Source organism: Arenimonas sp., from assembly GCF_022842045.1.
In the GTDB taxonomy this organism is placed as follows: Bacteria; Pseudomonadota; Gammaproteobacteria; order Xanthomonadales; family Xanthomonadaceae; genus Arenimonas.
Genome location: NZ_JALHQI010000057.1, coordinates 1 through 19,506, shown reverse-complemented (window position 1 = coordinate 19,506; position 19,506 = coordinate 1). Strand labels below are relative to the sequence as shown.

Annotated in this window: 21 protein-coding genes and 1 riboswitch; of the genes, 14 read left to right on the top strand and 7 right to left on the bottom strand. The window is 68.5% G+C overall.

The window, feature by feature from the left end; all coding sequences use genetic code 11:
- The 7 genes from Q0C12_RS11525 to Q0C12_RS11495 all read left to right on the top strand — a co-directional run.
- A partial coding sequence (locus tag Q0C12_RS11525) for a glycosyltransferase (RefSeq protein ID WP_290890459.1) occupies window positions 1-564 on the top strand: 564 nt, incomplete at its 5' end.
- On the top strand, window positions 561-1,673 hold the full coding sequence (locus Q0C12_RS11520) for a glycosyltransferase family 1 protein (protein ID WP_290890458.1): 1,113 nt from the start codon (window positions 561-563) through the stop codon (window positions 1,671-1,673). The genes Q0C12_RS11525 and Q0C12_RS11520, both read left to right, overlap by 4 nt.
- A gap of 50 nt (window positions 1,674-1,723) precedes the next feature.
- The gene (asnB, locus tag Q0C12_RS11515) at window positions 1,724-3,682 is read left to right on the top strand and encodes an asparagine synthase (glutamine-hydrolyzing) (RefSeq protein ID WP_290890457.1); all 1,959 of its coding nucleotides are present in this window, start codon (window positions 1,724-1,726) and stop codon (window positions 3,680-3,682) included.
- A gap of 60 nt (window positions 3,683-3,742) precedes the next feature.
- Window positions 3,743-4,516, top strand: a complete 774-nt coding sequence (locus tag Q0C12_RS11510; protein ID WP_290890456.1) for an FkbM family methyltransferase — start codon at window positions 3,743-3,745, stop codon at window positions 4,514-4,516.
- Window positions 4,516-5,556: an EpsG family protein gene (locus tag Q0C12_RS11505; RefSeq protein ID WP_290890455.1), complete on the top strand. Its 1,041-nt coding sequence runs from the start codon at window positions 4,516-4,518 to the stop codon at window positions 5,554-5,556. The genes Q0C12_RS11510 and Q0C12_RS11505 overlap by 1 nt, the downstream gene beginning before the upstream one ends.
- A gap of 35 nt (window positions 5,557-5,591) precedes the next feature.
- Window positions 5,592-6,719 carry a glycosyltransferase family 4 protein gene (locus tag Q0C12_RS11500; RefSeq protein WP_290890454.1) on the top strand — a complete coding sequence of 376 codons (1,128 nt, stop codon included), beginning with the start codon at window positions 5,592-5,594 and terminating at the stop codon, window positions 6,717-6,719.
- Window positions 6,720-6,797: 78 nt separating this feature from the next.
- The gene (locus Q0C12_RS11495) at window positions 6,798-6,938 is read left to right on the top strand and encodes a hypothetical protein (RefSeq protein ID WP_290890453.1); all 141 of its coding nucleotides are present in this window, start codon (window positions 6,798-6,800) and stop codon (window positions 6,936-6,938) included.
- Between the two features lie 35 nt (window positions 6,939-6,973).
- On the opposite strand, the gene Q0C12_RS11490 is transcribed toward Q0C12_RS11495, so the two are convergent.
- Together Q0C12_RS11490 and Q0C12_RS11485 are read right to left on the bottom strand one after the other, a co-directional pair.
- Window positions 6,974-7,960 carry a hypothetical protein gene (locus tag Q0C12_RS11490; protein WP_290890452.1) on the bottom strand — a complete coding sequence of 329 codons (987 nt, stop codon included), beginning with the start codon at window positions 7,958-7,960 and terminating at the stop codon, window positions 6,974-6,976.
- Window positions 7,961-8,086: 126 nt separating this feature from the next.
- On the bottom strand, window positions 8,087-8,980 hold the full coding sequence (locus tag Q0C12_RS11485; protein WP_290890451.1) for an Hsp33 family molecular chaperone HslO: 894 nt from the start codon (window positions 8,978-8,980) through the stop codon (window positions 8,087-8,089).
- A gap of 63 nt (window positions 8,981-9,043) precedes the next feature.
- Between Q0C12_RS11485 and Q0C12_RS11480 the strand changes: the two genes are divergently transcribed.
- Genes Q0C12_RS11480 through Q0C12_RS11465 form a run of 4 tightly spaced genes read left to right on the top strand, consistent with a single transcriptional unit; the run spans window position 9,044 to window position 11,847 of the window.
- Window positions 9,044-9,667, top strand: a complete 624-nt coding sequence (locus Q0C12_RS11480) for a hypothetical protein (RefSeq protein ID WP_290890450.1) — start codon at window positions 9,044-9,046, stop codon at window positions 9,665-9,667.
- Window positions 9,668-9,676: 9 nt separating this feature from the next.
- Window positions 9,677-10,396: a monofunctional biosynthetic peptidoglycan transglycosylase gene (gene mtgA, locus Q0C12_RS11475; protein WP_290890449.1), complete on the top strand. Its 720-nt coding sequence runs from the start codon at window positions 9,677-9,679 to the stop codon at window positions 10,394-10,396.
- Window positions 10,397-10,432: 36 nt separating this feature from the next.
- Entirely contained in the window at window positions 10,433-11,389 is a 957-nt protein-coding gene (locus Q0C12_RS11470; RefSeq protein WP_290890448.1) for a glycosyltransferase family 2 protein, read from the top strand.
- A 29-nt stretch (window positions 11,390-11,418) separates the two neighbouring features.
- Complete coding sequence (locus tag Q0C12_RS11465; protein ID WP_290890447.1) at window positions 11,419-11,847, top strand: CBS domain-containing protein; 429 nt, start codon at window positions 11,419-11,421, stop codon at window positions 11,845-11,847.
- A 28-nt stretch (window positions 11,848-11,875) separates the two neighbouring features.
- On the opposite strand, the gene Q0C12_RS11460 is transcribed toward Q0C12_RS11465, so the two are convergent.
- The 5 genes from Q0C12_RS11460 to Q0C12_RS11440 form a co-directional block, all read right to left on the bottom strand.
- On the bottom strand, window positions 11,876-12,136 hold the full coding sequence (locus tag Q0C12_RS11460; protein WP_290890446.1) for a helix-turn-helix transcriptional regulator: 261 nt from the start codon (window positions 12,134-12,136) through the stop codon (window positions 11,876-11,878).
- Window positions 12,133-12,420 (bottom strand): type II toxin-antitoxin system mRNA interferase toxin, RelE/StbE family, encoded by a 288-nt coding sequence (locus Q0C12_RS11455; protein WP_290890445.1) that lies wholly within the window; start codon window positions 12,418-12,420, stop codon window positions 12,133-12,135. The genes Q0C12_RS11460 and Q0C12_RS11455 overlap by 4 nt, the downstream gene beginning before the upstream one ends.
- Window positions 12,421-12,638: 218 nt before the next feature.
- Complete coding sequence (locus tag Q0C12_RS11450; protein WP_290890444.1) at window positions 12,639-13,289, bottom strand: hemolysin III family protein; 651 nt, start codon at window positions 13,287-13,289, stop codon at window positions 12,639-12,641.
- Complete coding sequence (locus Q0C12_RS11445) at window positions 13,286-14,890, bottom strand: peptide chain release factor 3 (RefSeq protein ID WP_290890443.1); 1,605 nt, start codon at window positions 14,888-14,890, stop codon at window positions 13,286-13,288. Before Q0C12_RS11445 ends, Q0C12_RS11450 begins: the two co-directional genes overlap by 4 nt.
- Window positions 14,891-14,977: 87 nt before the next feature.
- Window positions 14,978-16,093 (bottom strand): phytase, encoded by a 1,116-nt coding sequence (locus tag Q0C12_RS11440; protein ID WP_290890442.1) that lies wholly within the window; start codon window positions 16,091-16,093, stop codon window positions 14,978-14,980.
- Window positions 16,094-16,210: 117 nt separating this feature from the next.
- Window positions 16,211-16,328, top strand: a riboswitch (SAM riboswitch).
- A gap of 87 nt (window positions 16,329-16,415) precedes the next feature.
- Between Q0C12_RS11440 and Q0C12_RS11435 the strand changes: the two genes are divergently transcribed.
- The 3 genes from Q0C12_RS11435 to Q0C12_RS11425 all read left to right on the top strand — a co-directional run.
- Window positions 16,416-17,483, top strand: a complete 1,068-nt coding sequence (locus tag Q0C12_RS11435) for a homoserine O-succinyltransferase (RefSeq protein ID WP_290890441.1) — start codon at window positions 16,416-16,418, stop codon at window positions 17,481-17,483.
- Window positions 17,480-18,664: a cystathionine gamma-synthase gene (gene metB / locus Q0C12_RS11430; protein ID WP_290890440.1), complete on the top strand. Its 1,185-nt coding sequence runs from the start codon at window positions 17,480-17,482 to the stop codon at window positions 18,662-18,664. The genes Q0C12_RS11435 and metB overlap by 4 nt, the downstream gene beginning before the upstream one ends.
- On the top strand, window positions 18,661-19,506 hold an 846-nt coding region (locus Q0C12_RS11425), incomplete at its 3' end, for a homoserine dehydrogenase (RefSeq protein WP_290890439.1). The genes metB and Q0C12_RS11425, both read left to right, overlap by 4 nt.

The following is a 19,506-nucleotide window of genomic DNA, read 5'->3' as shown; positions in this document are numbered from 1 at the left end:
GTAGACCATCCCTGGCTGGCGAACCCGCAGGGCAACGTGCTGGTGGCCGCGGGCCGCCTGGCCCCCTGGAAAGGCTTTGCCGACCTCATTCGTGCGGTGAGGCTCCTGGTGGATGGGGGCCGGGACGTGCGGCTGTTGATCTTGGGCGACGGGCCGCTGCGGGCCGAGCTGGAGGCGCAGATTTCGGTGCTGGATCTCGGCGGCAACGTGCAACTGGTGGGCTATGTCGCCAATCCGCTGAAGTATTTCTCGCGGGCGAAGGTGTTTGTTCTGTCATCGTTTGTGGAGGGCCTGCCCAACGTTCTGGTGGAGGCCATGATGTGCGGCTGCACGCCCGTTTCCACGAACTGCCCTACCGGGCCGGTAGAGGTGCTGGAAGGTGGTCGGTTCGGTTACCTGGTACCGGTGCAGGACAGCGGAGCCATGGCCGACGCCATCGGCAAGGCGCTGGATTCACCCACGCCCAAGGCGATGCTCGACCTGGCGGTGCAACCCTTCGAGGAAACCACGGTCATCAACCGGCACTTCGAGGTGTTGGGCATTACGGGCGAGGGTGGCGCGTGAGGGTCGGCCTGAATGCCACGTGCCTGAATGGTCGCCCGTCGGGCGCGCGGCAGCGTTTCGTTGGCATCTATGGCGAGCTGGTTGCCTTGGCGTCGGACGTTGAGTTCGTGGTCTTCGAGCCCAGCGACTGCGACGTGGCGTCTTGGTTCGGCGGCGCCGCCAATGTGACGGCCCGCAAGACGCCCATTCCCAGCGAGGGTCGCGCGCGCAAGTTCCTCAATGGGCTCGGGTACTGGCGCTCAGCGCTGGCGCGGGAGCGCCTGGACGTCTTCGAGGGCTTCAACCTGCCGTTGGTCACGGCGCCCGGCGCCCGCAACATTCTTACCATCCACGACCTGCGCGGCCTGGCCCCGGTTGCTGGCTTCGCCGATCGCTGGCTGTTCCGGCCGGTGCTGCAGCAGGCGCTGCGCGCGGCCGACCACGTGGTGACGGTGTCGGAGGCTATGAAGCGGGCGCTGCTGGCGGTGGATCCCGGCCTCCGTGTCTCGGTCATCTACAACGGTTTGAGTCAGGCGTCGCTGGCAACCGTGTCCCCCCGTGACTTGGCCGCGTTCCAAGCCAGGTTTGGTCTGGGCGAGGGCTATGTGCTGGCCGTGGGCCACCTGGAGGCCCGCAAGAACTACCCGCGCCTCGTGGACGCGATGGCGGTGCTGCATGCACGTGGCCTGACGCCCTCCCTGGTGATCATCGGCAACGACAGCGGCGAACGCGAGGCGGTGGAAAGCCATGTCCGGGCTGCCGGGCTGGTGGGGCAAGTACACCTGTTGTCAGGTCTGACCGACCAGGAAGTGCGCTGCGCGTATTCGGCCTGCGGCTTGTTCGTTTTCCCGTCTACCTATGAAGGCTTTGGCATTCCGATCATCGAAGCCATGGCGGCAGGACGACCGATGGTGCTCAGCAACATCGACGTGTTCCGCGAGATCACTCAGCAAAAAGGCACCTACTTCCCACCCGCCGACGTGGACGCAATGGCCGAGGCAATGGCAAAGGTGCTTTCCAGCGGCACCGAGCAAGCCCGGATTATTGGCTACGGGTTAACTCGTATCAATGATTTTTCATACCGACGCCTGGCCGAACAAGTGAAGGTGCTTTATGAGTCCAACAACTGAATCAGAGTCGCCGCGGCACTAATGCTTCATCATCCAGGGGTAACGGGTTCATGTGCGGAATCGCGGGGCAATTAGGGGGCAGGGATCCGAGGCAGTTGGCGCCGTTAGCAAAGCGGATGGCCGATGCCCTGGTGCATCGTGGGCCGGATGATAGCGGTCTGTGGACAGATGAATCCGCATCGCTTGCCTTGGGTCACCGGCGGCTTGCCGTTATCGACCTCACCGAAGCGGGCCACCAGCCCATGCTGTCGGCCAGCGGCCGGTGGGTGCTGGCCTACAACGGCGAGGTGTACAACCACGTGGCGCTGCGGGCGCAGTTGGAGGCCAAGGGTCAGGCGCCATCATGGCGCGGGCACTCGGACACCGAAACCCTGCTGGCCTGCGTCGAAGCCTGGGGAGTGACCGAAACACTACAGAGAAGCACCGGCATGTTCGCCATCGCGCTGTGGGATCGCCAAGCGCGCGTACTCTGGCTGGCGCGCGACCGCATTGGCGAGAAGCCCCTCTATTACGGCTGGCAGGGCGACACGTTCCTGTTCGGGTCGGAACTGAAGGCGCTGCGCGCGCACCCAGCATTCAACGCGGCCGTGGACCGCGGCGCGTTGGCCCTGCTGGTGCGGCACAACTACGTGCCGGGGCCGTATTCGATCTACCAAGGCATCCGCAAGCTACCGCCAGGCACGTCGCTGCACATGGGGCCCGGGCAGCGCGATGTGGCGCCCGTGGCCTACTGGTCGCTGGCCGAAGTGGCCGAAAAGGGCGTGGCGCGCCCGTTTCAGGGGTCCGATGACGAGGCGCTTTTGGCCCTGGAAGAGCACCTGGGCAATGCCGTGCGCGGGCAGATGATGGCCGACGTGCCGTTGGGCGCCATGCTGTCGGGTGGCATCGACTCCACGGCCGTAACCGCCCTGATGCAGGCCAACAGCTCGCTGCCGGTGCGCACCTTCACCATCGGCTTCGACGAAAAACAGTACGACGAAGCCACCCACGCGCGCGCCGTCGCCAAGCACCTGGGCACCGAGCACACCGAGCTCAGGCTCAGCGGCAACGACGCCCTCGCGCTGGTGCCGCAGTTGGCGACGATGTACGACGAGGCCTTCGCCGATTCGTCCCAGCTGCCCACCCACATGGTGATGGCGCTGGCGCGCAAGCACGTCACCGTGGCCCTTTCCGGCGACGGCGGTGACGAGTTCTTCGGTGGCTACAACCGCTACGCGCACGGCCCGAAGACCTGGAACCGCATCCGCTGGATGCCGCAGCCGCTGCGGCGTGCAGTGGGCGCCGGGCTGCTAGCCCTGCCTGCCGACACCATCAACCACGCCTTTGGCGGCCTGACGGGCCGTGCCGGCATTGCCCTGCCCGGCGACAAGGCCCACAAACTGGGTGCGCGACTGAACCACGTCCGCAGTGCCGACGACCTCAATATTTCGTTGGTCTCGGAGTGGTCCGAATACCCTGGCCTGGTACTGGGCACGGACATGCCGGCCAACCTGCTGGACGACAGGTCGCGTTGGCCGACGCTGCCCGACTCGGTGCAGCGGATGATGGCGCTTGACGCGCTATCGTATCTGCCAGACGACATCATGGTGAAGGTTGACCGGGCGGCGATGGCGGTGTCGCTGGAGACGCGCGCCCCGTTCCTGGATCACTCCCTGATTCAGTTTGCATGGTCGTTGCCGATGCACATGAAACTGCGCAATGGCCAGAGCAAATGGCTGCTGCGCCGCCTGGTCGACCGCCACATTCCGCCTGCGCTGATGAATCGACCCAAGATGGGATTCGGCATTCCCCTGGACCAATGGCTGCGCGGACCACTGCGGGAATGGGCCGAAAACCTGCTGTCGGAAGAGCGCTTGCTGCGCGAGGGATACTTCGACCCCAAGCCGATCCGGAAGAGCTGGCTTCGCCACCAGAGCGGCCAGGCATCCAGCGGCTACCGGCTCTGGTCGGTGCTGATGTTCCAGTCGTGGCTGGAGAACGAGAGTACGTCGAAGGATTTTCCGGCTTGATTCGCTGTATGTTTTCCATGCCGCTGGCGCCGGGCAAGGAATCATGAGAGTGAGGGAACGATGCTGAAATTGCGAGATTTCGTTGATGCCAGCCGGCGCCAGTTCAACCGGTGGTTCAATCTGGACCTGGTCAAGGTTTCCGGGCAATACACGCTTGGCGCCCATGTGGCGACGGTGCTGAAGAAGCATGGCGTGGACGCCGTCATCGACGTGGGCGCCAATGAAGGCGCCTTTGGTGTGTTGATGCGTGGGCTGGGCTATCGGGGGAAGATATTCTCGTTCGAACCCGTGGCGGGTCCCTTCGAAGTCCTGGCGCTCCAGGCGCAGGCGGACCCCGACTGGCACGTGTTCAACTTCGCGCTGGGGGCGCAGGAAGGGCAGGCCCAGATCAACGTTTCGAAGTTCTCGCAGTTGTCGTCCATCCTTCCCGCCAGCGGCTACGGCAACTCGTGGAAGAACATGCAGGTGGAGCACCGGCAGGACATCGTCATCAAGACACTGGATGGGTTGTTCAGCGAGGGTGTGCTGGCCGGAGGCCGGAACTACTTCCTCAAGATGGACACCCAGGGTTATGACGTGGAAGTGTTCAAGGGCGCCCAGGCGTCGCTGGACAAGGTGTGCTGCATGCTGTCGGAGCTGTCCCTAATACCGCTTTACGAAGGCATGCCGAGCTACCTCGAGTCACTGGCCTGCTACAACCGAGCTGGCTTTCTGGTCAGCGGTTTCTACCCGATCACGCGCCATGCCAGCCTGGCGTTGAATGAAGTCGATTGCATGCTGGTCAGGCCCGAGGTGGCGGGCGGCGTGCAGATTTCTGGACTGGTGGCCAACTGATGCTGGTGTTCTGGGCCATGTTCGTGGTGGCGGCCTGGGGCGTGTTGACGCCCAAGAGCATGCCTGCCGCACAGGCTCGCGCGATGTGGCTTGCGGTAGGCTTCACCTTCACCTTGCTGATAGGGCTCCGGCACGAAGTTGGCGGCGACTGGTTCAACTACATCCCCCACTTCCTCAACGCCTCGACGATGACATTTTCCGAGGCGGCGGCCATGGGCGACCCTGGCCACTACGTGCTGAACATGTGGGTTTCGCAGGCCGGGGGCGATATTTATCTCGTCAACCTCGTCTACGCCGTTCTCATGATGTGGGGCACGATGGTTTTCTGCCGCCGCCAACCTAACCCTTGGCTGGCGCTGATGGTGGCGGTGCCCTACATGCTGATCGTCGTGGGCATGGGCTACACCCGCCAGTCGGCGGCCTTGGGCCTGAGCCTGATCGGTCTGGTGGCCCTCGGCGAGCACCGGGTCCGCACCTTCATCGTTTGCGTGGCCATCGGCGCGCTGTTCCACAAGTCGGCCGTGCTGCTGATGCCCATCGCGGCACTCGCGGCCAGCCGCAACCGCATTCTGACCGGCGCCATCGTGGCTGTGTCGGCGTTAATGCTGTACTACCTGCTGCTGGTGGATACCGCCGACGACATGTGGCGTAACTACGTCGAGGAGCAGATGCAGTCTCAGGGTGGCCTGATTCGCGTGGTGATGAACTTCATTCCGGCAATGCTGCTGATCGTTTTCCGGCGGCGGCTGGTGGCCGATCCGCAGGAGCGCAAATTGTGGCTGTGGATCGCAGTATTCGCGATCGTCTGTGTGCCCATGGTGTTCCTGGCGTCCACCGCGGTTGACCGCGTGGCCTTGTACTTCATCCCGCTGCAGTTATTCGTCTTCGCGCGCCTACCTGGTCTGGCCACGAACGTCACGTCACGGACCGGCGTCGTGGTTGGCATCGTTCTTTACTACGCGGCCGTGCAGTACATCTGGCTGAACTTCGCCACGCACTCGCAGTACTGGACGCCCTACCAGTTCATGCAGCTCGGGTGACTCACGTGCCCACCGCGCCTCCGCACAAGATCATTTTGTTCGCGAACACGGACTGGTACCTCTACAACTTCCGACGCTCGCTCGCGCTGGCGCTGAAGCAGCAAGGTCATGACGTACTGCTACTCTCGCCGCCCGGCACCTATGGCGACAAGCTGCGCGCGCTGGGCCTGCGCTGGGAGCCGGTGCCCATGGACCGGCGCAGCCTCAACCCGCTGCGCGAACTGCGGCTGCTGGCGTGGCTGGTGGCCCTGTTCCGGCGTGAGCGGCCGGCGCTGGTGCACGGCTTCACCATCAAGTGCACCGTGTACGGTTCCCTGGCGGCGCGTATTGCGCGTGTGCCAGCGCGGGTGAGCGCGGTGGCGGGGATGGGCTATGTTTTCACCAGCAGTGACATCAAGGCGCGCCTGCTGCGGCCCGTGGTCCGAACGCTGATGCATGTCGCGCTGGATGGTCGCAACGCGCGCCTGGTGCTTCAGAACCCCGACGACGCCGCCCTGTTTGAACGTGCGGGCTTCGTGGACAAGGCGAACATCCGCCTGATCCCTGGCTCGGGCGTCGACTGTTCGCGCTTTGCCGCGCGCAGTGGCATGCGCGACCTGATGCCGCCGCTGCGCGTTCTGCTCGCTGCGCGCCTGCTCTGGGACAAGGGCATCGCCGAGTACATCGCCGCGGCACGGCAGCTGCGCGGCGAAGGCCGCGCCATCCATTTCCTGCTGGCCGGCGATCCCGACCCCGGCAACCCTGCCGCCGTGCCCGAGGCGATGCTGCAGACCTGGGTGGAGGAGGGCGTGGTGGAGTGGCTGGGCCACGTGGACGACATGCCCGGCTTGTTCGCCGGTGTGGACCTGGTGGTGCTGCCCAGCTACCGGGAAGGTTTGCCCAAGGGCCTCATTGAAGCCGCCGCCTGTGCGCTGCCGCTGGTCACCACCGACGTACCGGGGTGCCGTGAGGTGGTCACCGACGGGGTGGATGGATTGCTTGTGCCGGTTCGCGATGCCGACGCGCTTGGAAAGGCGATTGCACGGCTTCAGGACGAGCCGGCGCTGGCGCAGCGGCTGGGGGCAGCCGCCCGGGCGAAGGCGTTGGCTCTTTTCGACGAACGCTTGGTGATCAAGGCTACGCTTGCGGTTTATCGCGAGCTGCTCGATGCGCCCCCGGAGTGAACAGGAAGCGATGGACGCCTATCGCGTGCGGCTGGTCGACTGAACGGTTTTTGCTCGGACGCCCCTCAGGGGGCCGCCATGCGCCTGCTTCGCTGCGTTGTCCTGGTTCCCCTGGCCTTGCTGGCCGGCTGCGTGCCGTTCTGTCCCACGCCCGGCGATGAGGGGCAGGATGCGCGCTTCCTGCGCGAGTCCGGGAATTGGGTGGCTTATCCGGAGTGAGCGTTCGGGACGGAAGTCCCTTCCACGGACTGCGCTTAGAGGTCTTGCTCGTAGCGGATGTAGGGGACGCGGGATTCTTCCTGGTCCTCATCCGCCAGCGAGAAGGGGTTCTGGCCCTGCGCATTTAGGTTGGCGGCGCCCACGCTCAGGCGTGCCCGCCACGGGGCGCGCCAGGTAACGCCCAGGCCCACGTCGCTGTAGCGGGTGTTGGTGCCGGGCAGTTCGATCACGCGGCCGATCACTTCGCCGCCGAAGTTGCCAACCCCCCCACTGAGGGTCAGGGTGCCGGTGTTCCATTCCGGCGGCAGTGCGCCGGGCAGCTGGTTCGCGGGCACGATGCGGGCGCGGGCCAGGGTGCCGCCGATGCTCACCCAGCCGGTTTCGCCGACCTTGAGTTCGCCCAGCAGGCCGATGTCTTCCTGCTCGTACTCGTTGCCGCGCAGCGACAGCATCAGGTCGGTGCTGACGCGGCCGGCCAGCGACACGGCGCCGGGCAGGGCCAGCGGCGCCTGGGCATCGAAGCGGGCCAGGCCGAGGCTGGTGGTGAGCGCGCCGTCGTTGCCTTCGAGCCGCGCTTCGGCGCGCACGCCGGGGCGGGCGAGCGCAATCGGCGTGGTGGGGTTGGGCGCCAGGTTGGCCAGCATGCAGTGCTGGGCCAGCGCGCCGAAGCTGCGCGACTCGGCGTTGCCGTTGCACAGCAGGCCGATCGTCGGGCTGGTTTCGAGCGCGAGGCTGGTGCTCAGGCGGCGGCCGCCGTCGAACGGGAAGGTGACGCCGGCGCCGACGCTGGGCGTGGCGTTGCGGCCCAGCAGGCGGTCGAGCGAACTGCGCGCCGGATTGACGGACCCCAGGCCCGACTCGATCAGCAGGAAACCTTCGACCTGGTTGTTGCGGATGATCGGCAGGGCCGTGGTGTTGTCGTCCTGCTCGGGCAGCACCAGCGGCGCGGGCGCCTGCGCAAACGCCGACGCGCCCGAAAGGGCGAGCACTAGAGCGATGGCGTGGCGCAGCAGCGGATTCATGTTGTTTCCTCGTGGCTCCCTTGGAGCCTTGCCAGTCCGGGAAGTTCCCGGGCGGGGGGTGGCACGCGGATTTTACAGGAATTTAACGCTTGAGTCGCCCGGCTGGGAAGCCCCCCGTCCCCGCGGTTACTGGAGGCGGTCGGAGCCGGGGGCGGGGACGGCCAGGCTGAACAGGGCCTCGATCTGTTCAGCCTCGAAGCGATAGGCCCGGCCGCAGAAGTCGCAGTGGACCTGGGCCACGCCGTCCTCCAGGCTGGCCCGGGCCTCGTCGGCGCCCAGGCTGCGCAGCATGTCCTCCACCCGCTCGCGCGAGCAGCTGCAGGCGAAGCGCAGGGGGCGGCTGTCGAGCCGCTTCACGCCCTCCTCGTGGAAGAGGCGCCAGAGCAGGGTATCCACCGGCAGGCTGGCCAGTTCGTCCGGCCCCAGCGTCTCGAACAGGGCGTTCACCCGGTCCCAGCCGTCGGTGTCGCCCTCGGCGCCGGGCAGTTTCTGCAGAATCAGGCCGGCGGCGCGCTCGGCCTGGCTGGCCAGCAGCATGCGGGTGGGCAGCTGCTCGCTCTGCTGGAAATAGCCCTCGAAGGCTTCGGCCAGGCTGTCGGCGTCCAGGCCCACCAGGCCCTGGTAGCGGGTCATCTCGGAGGCGCCGGGCGGGGTGGATTCAATGGTGATCGCAAGCAGCGAGCCCGGACCGAAGGCGCGGGGGGTCAGCGGGCTGGGGATGGGCGCCTCGAAATGGGCGATGCCGCGCAGGGTGCCGGCCGCGGTGCATTCGGCGAACAGGGTGCGCAGGCAGCCGGTGCCACGCAGCTGCACGCTCAGGCGGCCGTCGATCTTGGCGTGGCCGGTGAACAGCGCGGCGGCGGCGCAGGTTTCGCCCAGGCGGGCGGCGATGGCCGCGGGGTACTCGGCGCGGCCGGCGATTTCGGTCCAGGCCTGGTCCAGGTGCACCACCACGCCGCGGATGCCGGAGCGCTCGAGCAGGAAGCGGGTGAGGGTGTCGCGGTCGGGGTGTTTGTCCATGGGCGGGATTTTAACCCGCGACGGCGATACAGTTGCCGCCTTACTTCAAGCAGGGCGGCACCGATGGCACGAGTGATGATGGGTTTGGCGCTGGGTTTGCTGGCGCTGGTTCCGGCGGCCTCGCCGGTGGCGGCGCAGGCACAGCAGGCGGCGCCGCAGACCGCGAAGGAAGTGCTGGTGAACGTGCTGGTGTCGCGCGGCATGGTGAAGTCCGACATCGACCAGCTGATGGCCTTCGCCGGCCGCGAGCTCGACCTGGGCTGGGGGCTGGGCCTGGACCAGGCCTTCGCGGTACCGCTGGTGGTGTTCGACGAGAACTCGACCGGGCTGGCCCTGGCCGTGGTGCGCAATGCCGGCGACGCGCCGGCCTGCGTGCGGGTGAAGGGCGACATGCGCGGCGAGAGCGTGTTCGAGGAGGCCGTGTCCACCGAGGACGTGCTGGTGATGCCCGGGAACACGGTGTCGGTGATCGGCTCGGGCCTGCGTATCGTCGGCGAAGACTGGGACGTGCAGATGGATGCGGGCGTGGCCATCTGGCAGGCGCCGGTGGGCACCACGGACGCGGCGCTCTGCCGGACCACGGCGCCGGCGCTGCTGGCGTCCTGGCTGGCCGAGCCGGGCTTCGAGCACTTCGCCGATTTCGCGAAGAAGCGCATGCCCGCCGGCGACGCCGCTTCGGGCGGCTGAGCGGCCCCCATGGCCCAGGCGGTGCGTGTTTCGCCGGAGCCGCCGAAGCGTCGGCGCTGGCTGCGGCGATTGCTCTGGCTGCCGGTGCTGTTCGTGGGCGTCACCTTCCTGCAGGTGGCGCCGCTGCGCTTCATCGATCCGCCCACCAGCGCCTTCATGCTCTGGCGGCAGGTGGATGGGCTGGGCGAGAAGGACTTCGCGCTGCGGCATGAGTGGCGCGACTACGACCAGATCTCGCCGCACCTGCCGATCTCGGTGGTGGCGTCGGAAGACCAGAAGTTCCCCGAGCACCACGGCTTCGATCTCGAGGCGATCGACAAGGCCTTCGATTCCAACGCCCGCGGTGGCCGCGTGCGCGGCGGCAGCACCATCAGCCAGCAGGTGGCCAAGAACCTGTACCTGTGGAGCGGCGGCGGCTATTTCCGGAAGGCGCTCGAGGCCTGGTACACGGTGCTGATCGAGCTCACCTGGCCCAAGCAGCGCATCCTGGAGGTGTACGTGAACATCGCCGAGTTCGGCGACGGCGTGTACGGCGCCGAGGCGGCGGCGCAGGCCTTCTTCAACAAGCCCGCCAGTGCCTTGACCGCGGCCGAAAGCGCCCGGCTGGCCGCGGTGCTGCCCAACCCGAAGAAATACAGCGCGCGGAACCCGGGCCCGTACGTGCAGCGCCGCGCCGCCTGGATCCAGCGCAACGCCCGCAACCTCGGCGGCCCCGCCTACCTGGAATAGCCCCCGGTGGGAGGGGGCTGGACTATCATTCCCGGCATGGCCGAACCCCAAACCCTCACCGTCGTCATCGCCGCCTACAACGAAGAGGCCGCGCTGCCGGTCTTCCATCCGCGCCTGATGAAGGTGCTCGACGGCCTGGACCTGGCGGCGCGCGTGCTCTACGTGGATGACGGCAGCCGCGATGGCACCTTCGCCCTGCTGCAGGCTTTCGCCGAAGCCGACCCGCGCGTGGGCGTGGTCGGGCTGGCGCGCAATTTCGGCAAGGAGCTGGCGCTGACCGCCGGGCTCGACCACGCCGAGGGCGATGCGGTGGTGGTGCTCGACGCCGACGGGCAGGACCCGCCGGAGCTGATTCCGGCGCTGGTCGTGAAGTGGCGCGAGGGTTACGACGTCGTCTACGGCACGCGCACGCGGCGCGACGGCGAGACCTGGTTCAAGCGTTTCAGCGCGGCGGCGTTCTACCGGGTGATGGCCTGGCTGTCGCGCACCGACATCCCGCGCGACACCGGCGATTTCCGGCTCATCTCGCGGCCGGTGCTGGACGCGCTGCGCGGCCTGCGCGAACGGCAGCGCTTCATGAAAGGCCTGTTCACCTGGGTCGGCTTCCGGCAGGTGTCCTTCCCCTACGAGCGCGAGTCGCGCATGGCGGGGCGCACCTCGTTCAACTACTGGAAGCTGTGGAACCTGGCGCTCGAGGGCATCACCAGTTTCTCCACGGTGCCCCTGCGCCTGGCCACCTACATCGGTCTGTTCACCGCGCTGGCGGCGTTCGGCTGGGGCGTGTGGATCATCGTCCGCACGCTGGTCTGGGACGACCCGGTGCAGGGCTGGCCCTCGCTGATGACCGTCGTCCTTTTCCTCGGCGGCCTTCAGCTGGTGGCGCTGGGCATCATCGGCGAATACCTCGGCCGCCTGTACATGGAAGCCAAGCAGCGGCCCCTGTACCTGGTGCGGGCCATGAAGGGATGCAGGCCGGCCGGCACGGGTCTATAGTCTTCCCACGGTCACCGGAGGGCAGCCCGATGCGCAACGTGAACCAGATTCTCGAGAACAAGGGCAGCGCGGTCATCGCCGTGCCGCGGGAAGCCCCGGTGCTGGAGGTCATCCGCCTGATGGCCGAGAACCACATCGGCTCGGTGCTGGTGATGCAGGGCGACGAACTGGTCGGCATCGCCACCGAACGCGACTACGCCCGCAAGGTGATCCTGCAGGGCCGCTCCTCGGCCGACACGCCCGTCGGTTCGATCATGTCCAGCCCGGTGGTCTCGGTATTGCCCACCGACACCGCCCAGACCTGCATGCAGATCATGACCGCCCGCAAGATCCGCCACCTGCCCGTGCTCGACGAGGGCCGCGTGGTCGGCATGGTCTCCATCGGCGACCTGGTCAAGGCCGTCATCGAAGACCAGCAGCAGGAAATCGCCCAGCTCCAGCAATACATCGCCAGCTGACGATTGCCGGCTGGCCCGGCTCATCGCTTCAGGCGGCGGATTGGTCGGCGACGTCCCAGCCCGGGAAGACCAGCACGGCCGGGTGGCAGCGCAGCGCCCGCGCGAGCGTCTTCGCTCGCTCCACGCCCAGGTTGACCCGGCCGTTCTCGATGCTGGAGAGGGTGGTCTGGGGGATGCCGCATAGCGCCGACAGCTGGGTCTGGCTGAGCCCCTGCAGCTCGCGGATGATCCGGACCGACTCGCCGGGCGAGACCTCGATGCGTTTCCTGGCTGGGCTGAAGTTCTTCATCCGGTCCTCCGGTGGTCGTGGGGCGTGACGCGGACGACCTGAACGAGGAAGACGCCCGCCGCCACTCGGTAGATCACCCGCCACTGCTCGCCGAGCCTCGACGAGCGGAATCCCTTCCAGTTGCCGCGCAGTGCTTCGTCGTGGAAGCCCTTGATGGCGCGAAGGCCTGGCGGGCCTGACAGCCGGGCGACGTCCTTCCACTTCTCGTAACGCCTGAGGATCTCCGCCGGCGTCCGGCCTGACAGGTCCTTGTCGACGTCCCGGTGTTCCTCGATTCGCCACATGCCAAATAGTGCCTAGACTATTTATGTACTGTCAATCGACCCGAGCCAAGCCCGCCGAACGGCCGCTGCCAAGGCTCCAGAAACCAGTGTCCCAAGCCCGGAAAGCGATGGCACCGGCGTTTCCTTGCGCGCGCGGATGGGAATTCCCCGTCGGCCCCGGCTCCCGGATTCTTCCCTCCCTGTGCGCGTTTGTCCGCGCAAATCCGCGTCCAAGAAAATCAGGGGCGGAGCACCTGGTGGGTGACGGCGACGAAGTGGCAGGCGCTGCCGATCAGCACGAACGCGTGCCAGATGGCGTGGGCGAAGGGAATGCGGCGGCTCATGTAAAACACCGTGCCGAAGGTGTAGGCCAGGCCGCCGCCCAGCAGCCAGGCCAGCGTGTCCATGGGCACCTGGCGCAGGAAGGGCTTGATCGCCAGCACCACCATCCAGCCCATGCCCAGGTAGATGATCGTGGACAGGCCCTTGAAGCGGCCGGTGAAGAACAGCTTGAACACCACGCCCGCCACCGCGAAGGTCCAGATCGCCGCGAACAGCCACCAGCCGCCGTCCTCGCGCAGGCCCACGAGGGTGAACGGCGTGTAGGTGCCGGCGATCAGCACGTAGATGGCGCAATGGTCGAAGACCTTGAGCCGGCCCTTGGTGATGCGGTCGTGGCTGGCGTGGTAGAGCGTGGACGCGCTGTAGAGCAGCACCAGGGCCACGCTGAACACGATCGCCCCGGCCAGCTGCCAGCCGTTGCCGAAGGCCGACGCCAGCGTGACCAGCACCGTGCCGCCCACCAGCGCCATCAGTGCGCCGATGCCGTGGGTGATGGCGTTGGCCCGCTCTTCGCGCGGCGATTCGTGGTCGTGCTCGTACTCGGTCATTCGAGGGCCAGCGTCTGCGCGTGCTCGCGGGTGGCGGCGAATTCGAGATCGGGCCAGCGCTCCATGGTCAGCTGCAGGTTCACGCGCGAGGGCGCGAGGTAAACCAGCTGGCCGGCGGCGTCCAGGCCCAGGTTCATCGCGTTCTTCTCGCGGAATTCCTCCATCTTCTTCGGCGTGCCGCCCTTCACCCAGCGCGCGGTCGAGATGGTGATCGGTTCGAAGCTCGCGTCCACCGAGTACTCGTCCTTCAGGCGGTAGGCCACCACGTCGAACTGCAGCGTGCCGACCGCGCCCAGGATCAGGTCGTTGCTCATCAGCGGGCGGAAGAACTGCGTCGCGCCTTCCTCGGACAGCTGGGCCAGGCCCTTCTGCAGCTGCTTGAGCTTGAGCGGGTCGCGCAGGCGGGCGCGGCGGAAGAGCTCGGGCGCAAAATTCGGGATGCCGGTGAAGGCCAGCGACTCGCCGGCGCTGAAGGTGTCGCCGATCGAAATGGTGCCGTGGTTGTGCAGGCCGATCACGTCGCCGGGGTAGGCGGTCTCGACGATCTCGCGGTCGCTGGCCATGAAGGTCAGCGCGTTCGCCAGCTTCACTTCCTTGCCCAGGCGCACGTGGAAGGCCTTCATGCCGGCCTCGTACCGGCCCGAGCACACGCGCAGGAAGGCGACGCGGTCGCGGTGCTGCGGATCCATGTTGGCCTGGATCTTGAACACGAAGCCGGAGAAGGTTTCCTCTTCGGGCGCGATCTCGCGCGAAGTGGTCGCGCGCGGCTGCGGGCCCGGCGCGTGCTCCACGAAGAAGTCGAGCAGCGGCTGCACGCCGAAGTTGTTCACCGCCGAGCCGAAGAACACCGGGGCTTGCTTGCCGGCCAGGTAGTCTTCCTTGTTGAACGGGTGCGAGGCGCCCTGCACGAGTTCCAGCTCGTCGCGCAGGTCGGCCAGCATCTGCTCGCCGATGCGTTCGGCCAGGCCGGGCGCATCGAGGGACGGGAAGATGGTGGAGTCCTGGCGGGTGAAGTTGCGGCCCTGCTCGTACAGGTGCACTTCGCCGCTGACCAGGTGCACCACGCCCTTGAGGCGCTGGCCCATGCCGATCGGCCAGGTGATGGGCGCGCACTGGATGCCGAGCACGCTTTCGATTTCGTCCAGCAGCTCGATCGGCTCCTTGCCCTCGCGGTCGAGCTTGTTGATGAAGCCCATGATCGGCGTGTCGCGCAGGCGGCAGACCTCCATCAGCTTGATCGTGCGCTCCTCGACGCCTTTGGCCACGTCGATGACCATCAGCGCGCTGTCCACGGCCGTGAGCACCCGGTAGGTGTCTTCGCCGAAGTCGGCGTGGCCCGGGGTGTCGAGCAGGTTGACGATGTGGCCCTCGTAGGGGAACTGCATCACCGAGGAGGTGACCGAGATGCCGCGCTCCTTCTCCAGCGCCATCCAGTCGGAGGTCGCGTGGCGGGCGGCCTTGCGGCCCTTCACCGAGCCGGCCATCTGGATCGCGCCGCCGAACAGCAGCAGCTTCTCGGTCAGCGTGGTCTTGCCGGCGTCGGGGTGGCTGACGATGGCGAAGGTGCGGCGGCGGTGGGTTTCGCGCAGGTGCTCGGACATGGGCTGGCCGCGCGCGGGGCGCAGGCGGGAGGTCGGGAGAGGGCGCCGATTATACCCCGCGCCCCGATACCCGGCCCTCCTACAGGCTCAAGGGGTGGTGCAGTCGGGGCGCAGGTCCAGGGCCCTGGCGATGTCGCGCCAGTCGAAGGCGCCGGCGCCTTCGTCATTGTGCGAGACGTAGAGCACGCCGTTCGGGAAGGCCTTCGTGCCCACGGCGTGCAGCCAGATGCCGTCGGTCACCGCCACCTGGTCGCCGGCGAAGCTGCCCTCGAATACCAGGCTCTGGCGGTCGAAGACGTGGAAGGCGGTGCGCTCGGGGTTTTGGTCGGCGGTGATCCAGTAGCCGCTGCCGTCGGCGCAGGCCCACAGGGCCACGCCCTCGGCCTGGGCCTGGAAGCGCTCGGGCGGCAGGCTGCGGCCGGTGTAGCTGCCGTCCATGCGGTACTCGCGCAGGGTGGTGCCGATGCGGATGTCTTCCTCGGCGATCAGCAGGCGGTCGTGCACCGGGTCGCCGGCGATCGATTCGACCATGCGCAGCGCGCCTTTCTCGCTGGTGTCGCCGAACTGCTCGACCAGGGTCGCGCGCGGCGTGGCGCCGCGCAGGTCGAGGTGGTAGCGCTTCACGCGCTGGTCGAGCTGGTCCAGCGGCGGCGCCAGTTCGGTGCGGTAGTCGGCCATGAAGCTGTCGGTGACGAAGAGCTCCAGCTCGCGCGGCGCCAGTTCGTGCAGCCAGAGGCCGTAGGGGCTCTTGAGCTCGCCCTTGCCGAACTGCAGCAGCGGTCGGAACGAGGGCAGCTCGAGCAGCTGGACGCGCTGGTTGTCGCGCTCGACCACGAACACGATGTCGCCGAACACCGCGATGCCGTTGGGACGCAGGAAAAGGCCGGGCGCATCGCCCTTGCCGCCGATCTCGCGCAGCATCGCGCCGGTATTGCCGTCGTACACCACCAGCTGGTGGGTTTCCTTGGCGGTGGCGATCAGCCAGGTGTCGCCGTCGGGCGTGTTCCAGGCGGCCACCGAGTCGATCTCGTGCACGGGCATCGGCGCGGTGAGGAAGCTTTCGACCACGCGCGCCAATGGCGGCGGGGACTTGTCCGGCAGCGGGCCGGAGGAACTGTCGGGGCGGGCCGCGGTCCCGGCGCAGCCGGCGACCAGCAGGGCGAGGGGAAGGGCGGCGAGGCGCCAGCGCGAGGGGGAGGTCATGGGGCGTGATTATGCGGCCCGGCCGGGCCGTCCCGCCACGCCGGGCCCCATTCCATCGCTTCATCCGCATGAAGGGATTGACAAGGCGATCGGGTCGGCGCAAAGTCCACCCCGCAACACCCATCGAGACCGGCTGAGGGGTAGGCCCGAAGACGCCGGGGCAACCCATGCACGAGCAATCGCGCATGAAGGTGCCAATTCCTGCGGGGACCGCGCGTCCGCCGAGAGATGGGTCATGTGCTTCCCCGCGACCGGCGGGGCACGTGACGCCGCTTTCCCGCAAGAGCCTCCCTGGGTGCCCGTCCAACCCAGGAGTCCTGCGATGAGCTTCCATACCCTCGCCCACCCCGACCTCCACGACCCTGTGGGAGGGACTTCCGTCCCGACGCTTTCCGGCGAGCAGCCATCGGGGTTGAAGTCCCTCCCGCCCCGGGGTGGCGGGTTCACGCTGCCGCTGGAACTGGCCCTTCGCCACGCCGGCCCGCGTCGCGTGGTGGTGCGCGGTGAACTGGTCGGCCCGGCGAACGCGCCGCTGGTCATCGTCGCCGGCGGCATTTCCGCGGGGCGCCACGTCGTGGGCGGCCGCGACGGCGCCACGCCGGGCTGGTGGGACGCGCAGGTCGGCCCCGGCCGCGCCATCGATACCCGTCGCCTGCGCGTGCTCGCCATCGACTGGCTGGGCGCCGATGGGGCGCTGGACGTGCCGCTCGACAGCGCCGACCAGGCCGATGCCTTCGCTGCCGTGCTCGACGCGCTCGCCGTGCGCCGCGCCCGCGCCTTCGTCGGCGCCTCCTACGGCGCCATGGTCGGCCTGCAGTTCGCGGCGCGCCACGGCGATCGTCTGGACCGGCTGGTGGCCATCTCCGGAGCGCACCGCGCCCACCCCTACGCCAGCGCCTGGCGCGCGCTGCAGCGCCAGTGCGTGGCGCTGGGTCGCAGCGAGGGCGCCGTGTCGCGCGGCCTGGCGTTGGCCAGGCAGTTCGCCATGCTGAGCTACCGCACGCCGGAGGAATTCGGCGCGCGCTTCGATGCGCCGCCCACGTTCGAAGGCAATGCCGCCCGCTGCGCCGCCGAGGATTACCTGGCGCACTGCGGCCAGCGCTATGCCGCACGCTGGACCAGTACCGCCTTCCTGCGCCTGTCCGAATCGATCGACCTGCACCGCATCGACCCGGCCGACGTGCGCGTGCCCACCACCGTGGTCGCCATCGAGGAAGACCGGCTGGTGCCGCTGGCCGACCTGCAGCAGCTGGTCGAATCGCTGGGCGCGCCGGCCACGCTGCGGCCGCTGCGCTCGCTCTTCGGCCACGACGCCTTCCTGAAGGAGGACGCCGCCATCGCGCGCCTGCTGCGCGAAGCCCTGGCCGCGGCCGAAGGCGGTGCGAAGTGAGCGCCCGCTGTCCCGCCACCGCCGCCGTGCGCGCCGGCATCGATGCCGACACCGCCTTCGGCGCGGTCACGCCACCGCTGGTGCTGTCGAGCAACTTCAGCTTCGCTGGCTTCGACCGCAAGCGCCGCTACGACTACACGCGCAGCGGCAACCCCACGCGCGACCAACTGGCGGAAGCGCTGGCCGAACTCGAAAACGGCGCCGGTGCCGTGGTCACCGCCACCGGCATGGCCGCGATCACGCTGGTGCTCGAAGCGCTGCTGCAGCCGGGCGACCGCCTGGTGGTGACGCACGATTGCTACGGCGGCAGCTGGCGCCTGTTCGACGCTCTGGCGCGCAAGGGTCGCTTCGAACTGGCGCTGGTGGACCTGGCCGATGCGCGCGCGCTGGCCGCCGCGCTGGCCGAGCCCACGGCCCTGGTCTGGATCGAAACGCCGTCGAACCCGCTGCTGCGCATCACCGACCTGCGGGCGGTGATCGCCGCCGCGCACGCGGCCGGCGCGCTGGCGCTGGTGGACAACACCTTCCTCTCGCCCGCGTTGCAGCGGCCGGTCGAATTCGGCGCCGACTTCGTGCTGCACTCCACCACCAAGTACATCAACGGCCACAGCGACGTGGTCGGTGGCGCGGTGGTGGTGCGCGACGCCGCACGCCACGAACACCTGGCCTGGTGGGCGAACGCCCTCGGCCTCACCGGCTCGCCCTTCGACAGCTTCCTGACCCTGCGCGGACTGCGCACGCTCGACGCCCGCCTGCGCGTGCACCAGGAGAACGCCGCGGCGCTGGCCGAGCGCCTCCAGCGCCATGCGGCCTGCGCGGCGGTGCACTATCCCGGCCTGGCCTCGCACCCGGGCCACGCGCTGGCGGCGCGCCAGCAACACGGCTTCGGCGCGATGGTGTCGCTCGAGCTCGCGGGCGGCGTGCCGGCCGTGCGCGCCTTCCTCGACGGGCTGCAGCACTTCACGCTGGCCGAATCGCTGGGCGGGGTCGAGAGCCTGGTCGCGCATCCGGCCACGATGACGCACGCGGCGATGTCGGCCGAAGCCCGGCGCGTCGCCGGCATCGGCGAGGGATTGCTGCGGCTCTCGGTGGGCATCGAGGCGCTGGAAGACCTTGAAGCTGACCTCGGCGCCGCACTCGATCGCGCCGCGCGCGTGGTCACGGCGGAGGTGCTGCCGTGAGCCTGCCCGTGGAAGTTCTTCCGGACGCGGTCTCGGTGCCGCGGCGTGTCGCCCTGCTCGGCGTGGGTACCGTCGGCCGCGCGCTGGTCGAGCGGCTGGCCGCGCTCGCCGACCCGCGCCTGTCGCTGCAGTGGGTGGCGACTTCGCGCCGGCACGTGTACGCCCCGCAGGGCCTGTCGCCGCTAGCCTGCGCCGCGGCGCTGGCGCAGGGCGAGCCGCACGACGGTGGCGGCGCGCTGCCCGCGGACTTCGCGCCTGGCGACATCGTGATTGATGCCACCGCCTCGGCCGAGCTCGCGGCCTGGCATCCGCGCTGGCTGCGCCAGGGCCTGAACGTGGTCAGCGCCAACAAGCTGGGTCTGGGCGGTCCGCTGCTGCGCCAGCACGAGATCGCCCAGCTGGCGAACGCCCAGCGCCGCTACGGCGACGCGGCCACCGTCGGCGCCGGGTTGCCGCTGCTGGCGACGCTGCGCGGCCTGCGTGCGGGCGGCGACCGCATCGGCGCGATCGTGGGCGTGCTGTCGGGCACGCTGGCCTGGCTGTTCGACGGCTACGACGGCCGCGAGCCCTTCTCCGACCGCGTGCGCGCGGCCGTGGCCCAGGGCTACGCCGAGCCTGACCCGCGCGTGGACCTCTCCGGTGAAGACGTGCGCCGCAAGCTGCTGATCCTCGCCCGCGCCGCCGGCTATCCGCTGGAGTCGGAGGAGGTGCGGGTGGACTCGCTGCTGACGACGGCGGTGCAGGCGGCCGCGCCCGAGGCGGTGGACGCCGCCCTGCGCGGACTCGATGCGCCGATCGGCGAGCGCGCCGCCCGCGCCGCAAGCGACGGCCGCGTGCTGCGC

Bases quoted from the DNA above. Each gene is read 5' to 3' on its own strand.
- asnB (WP_290890457.1), top strand. From the start codon at position 1,724: ATGTGCGGAATCGCGGGGCAATTAGGGGGCAGGGATCCGAGGCAGTTG.
- Q0C12_RS11510 (WP_290890456.1), top strand. From the start codon at position 3,743: ATGCTGAAATTGCGAGATTTCGTTGATGCCAGCCGGCGCCAGTTCAAC.
- Q0C12_RS11505 (WP_290890455.1), top strand. From the start codon at position 4,516: ATGCTGGTGTTCTGGGCCATGTTCGTGGTGGCGGCCTGGGGCGTGTTG.
- Q0C12_RS11495 (WP_290890453.1), top strand. From the start codon at position 6,798: ATGCGCCTGCTTCGCTGCGTTGTCCTGGTTCCCCTGGCCTTGCTGGCC.
- Q0C12_RS11490 (WP_290890452.1), bottom strand. From the start codon at position 7,960: ATGAATCCGCTGCTGCGCCACGCCATCGCTCTAGTGCTCGCCCTTTCG.
- Q0C12_RS11485 (WP_290890451.1), bottom strand. From the start codon at position 8,980: ATGGACAAACACCCCGACCGCGACACCCTCACCCGCTTCCTGCTCGAG.
- Q0C12_RS11480 (WP_290890450.1), top strand. From the start codon at position 9,044: ATGGCACGAGTGATGATGGGTTTGGCGCTGGGTTTGCTGGCGCTGGTT.
- mtgA (WP_290890449.1), top strand. From the start codon at position 9,677: ATGGCCCAGGCGGTGCGTGTTTCGCCGGAGCCGCCGAAGCGTCGGCGC.
- Q0C12_RS11470 (WP_290890448.1), top strand. From the start codon at position 10,433: ATGGCCGAACCCCAAACCCTCACCGTCGTCATCGCCGCCTACAACGAA.
- Q0C12_RS11465 (WP_290890447.1), top strand. From the start codon at position 11,419: ATGCGCAACGTGAACCAGATTCTCGAGAACAAGGGCAGCGCGGTCATC.
- Q0C12_RS11460 (WP_290890446.1), bottom strand. From the start codon at position 12,136: ATGAAGAACTTCAGCCCAGCCAGGAAACGCATCGAGGTCTCGCCCGGC.
- Q0C12_RS11455 (WP_290890445.1), bottom strand. From the start codon at position 12,420: ATGTGGCGAATCGAGGAACACCGGGACGTCGACAAGGACCTGTCAGGC.
- Q0C12_RS11450 (WP_290890444.1), bottom strand. From the start codon at position 13,289: ATGACCGAGTACGAGCACGACCACGAATCGCCGCGCGAAGAGCGGGCC.
- Q0C12_RS11445 (WP_290890443.1), bottom strand. From the start codon at position 14,890: ATGTCCGAGCACCTGCGCGAAACCCACCGCCGCCGCACCTTCGCCATC.
- Q0C12_RS11440 (WP_290890442.1), bottom strand. From the start codon at position 16,093: ATGACCTCCCCCTCGCGCTGGCGCCTCGCCGCCCTTCCCCTCGCCCTG.
- Q0C12_RS11435 (WP_290890441.1), top strand. From the start codon at position 16,416: ATGAGCTTCCATACCCTCGCCCACCCCGACCTCCACGACCCTGTGGGA.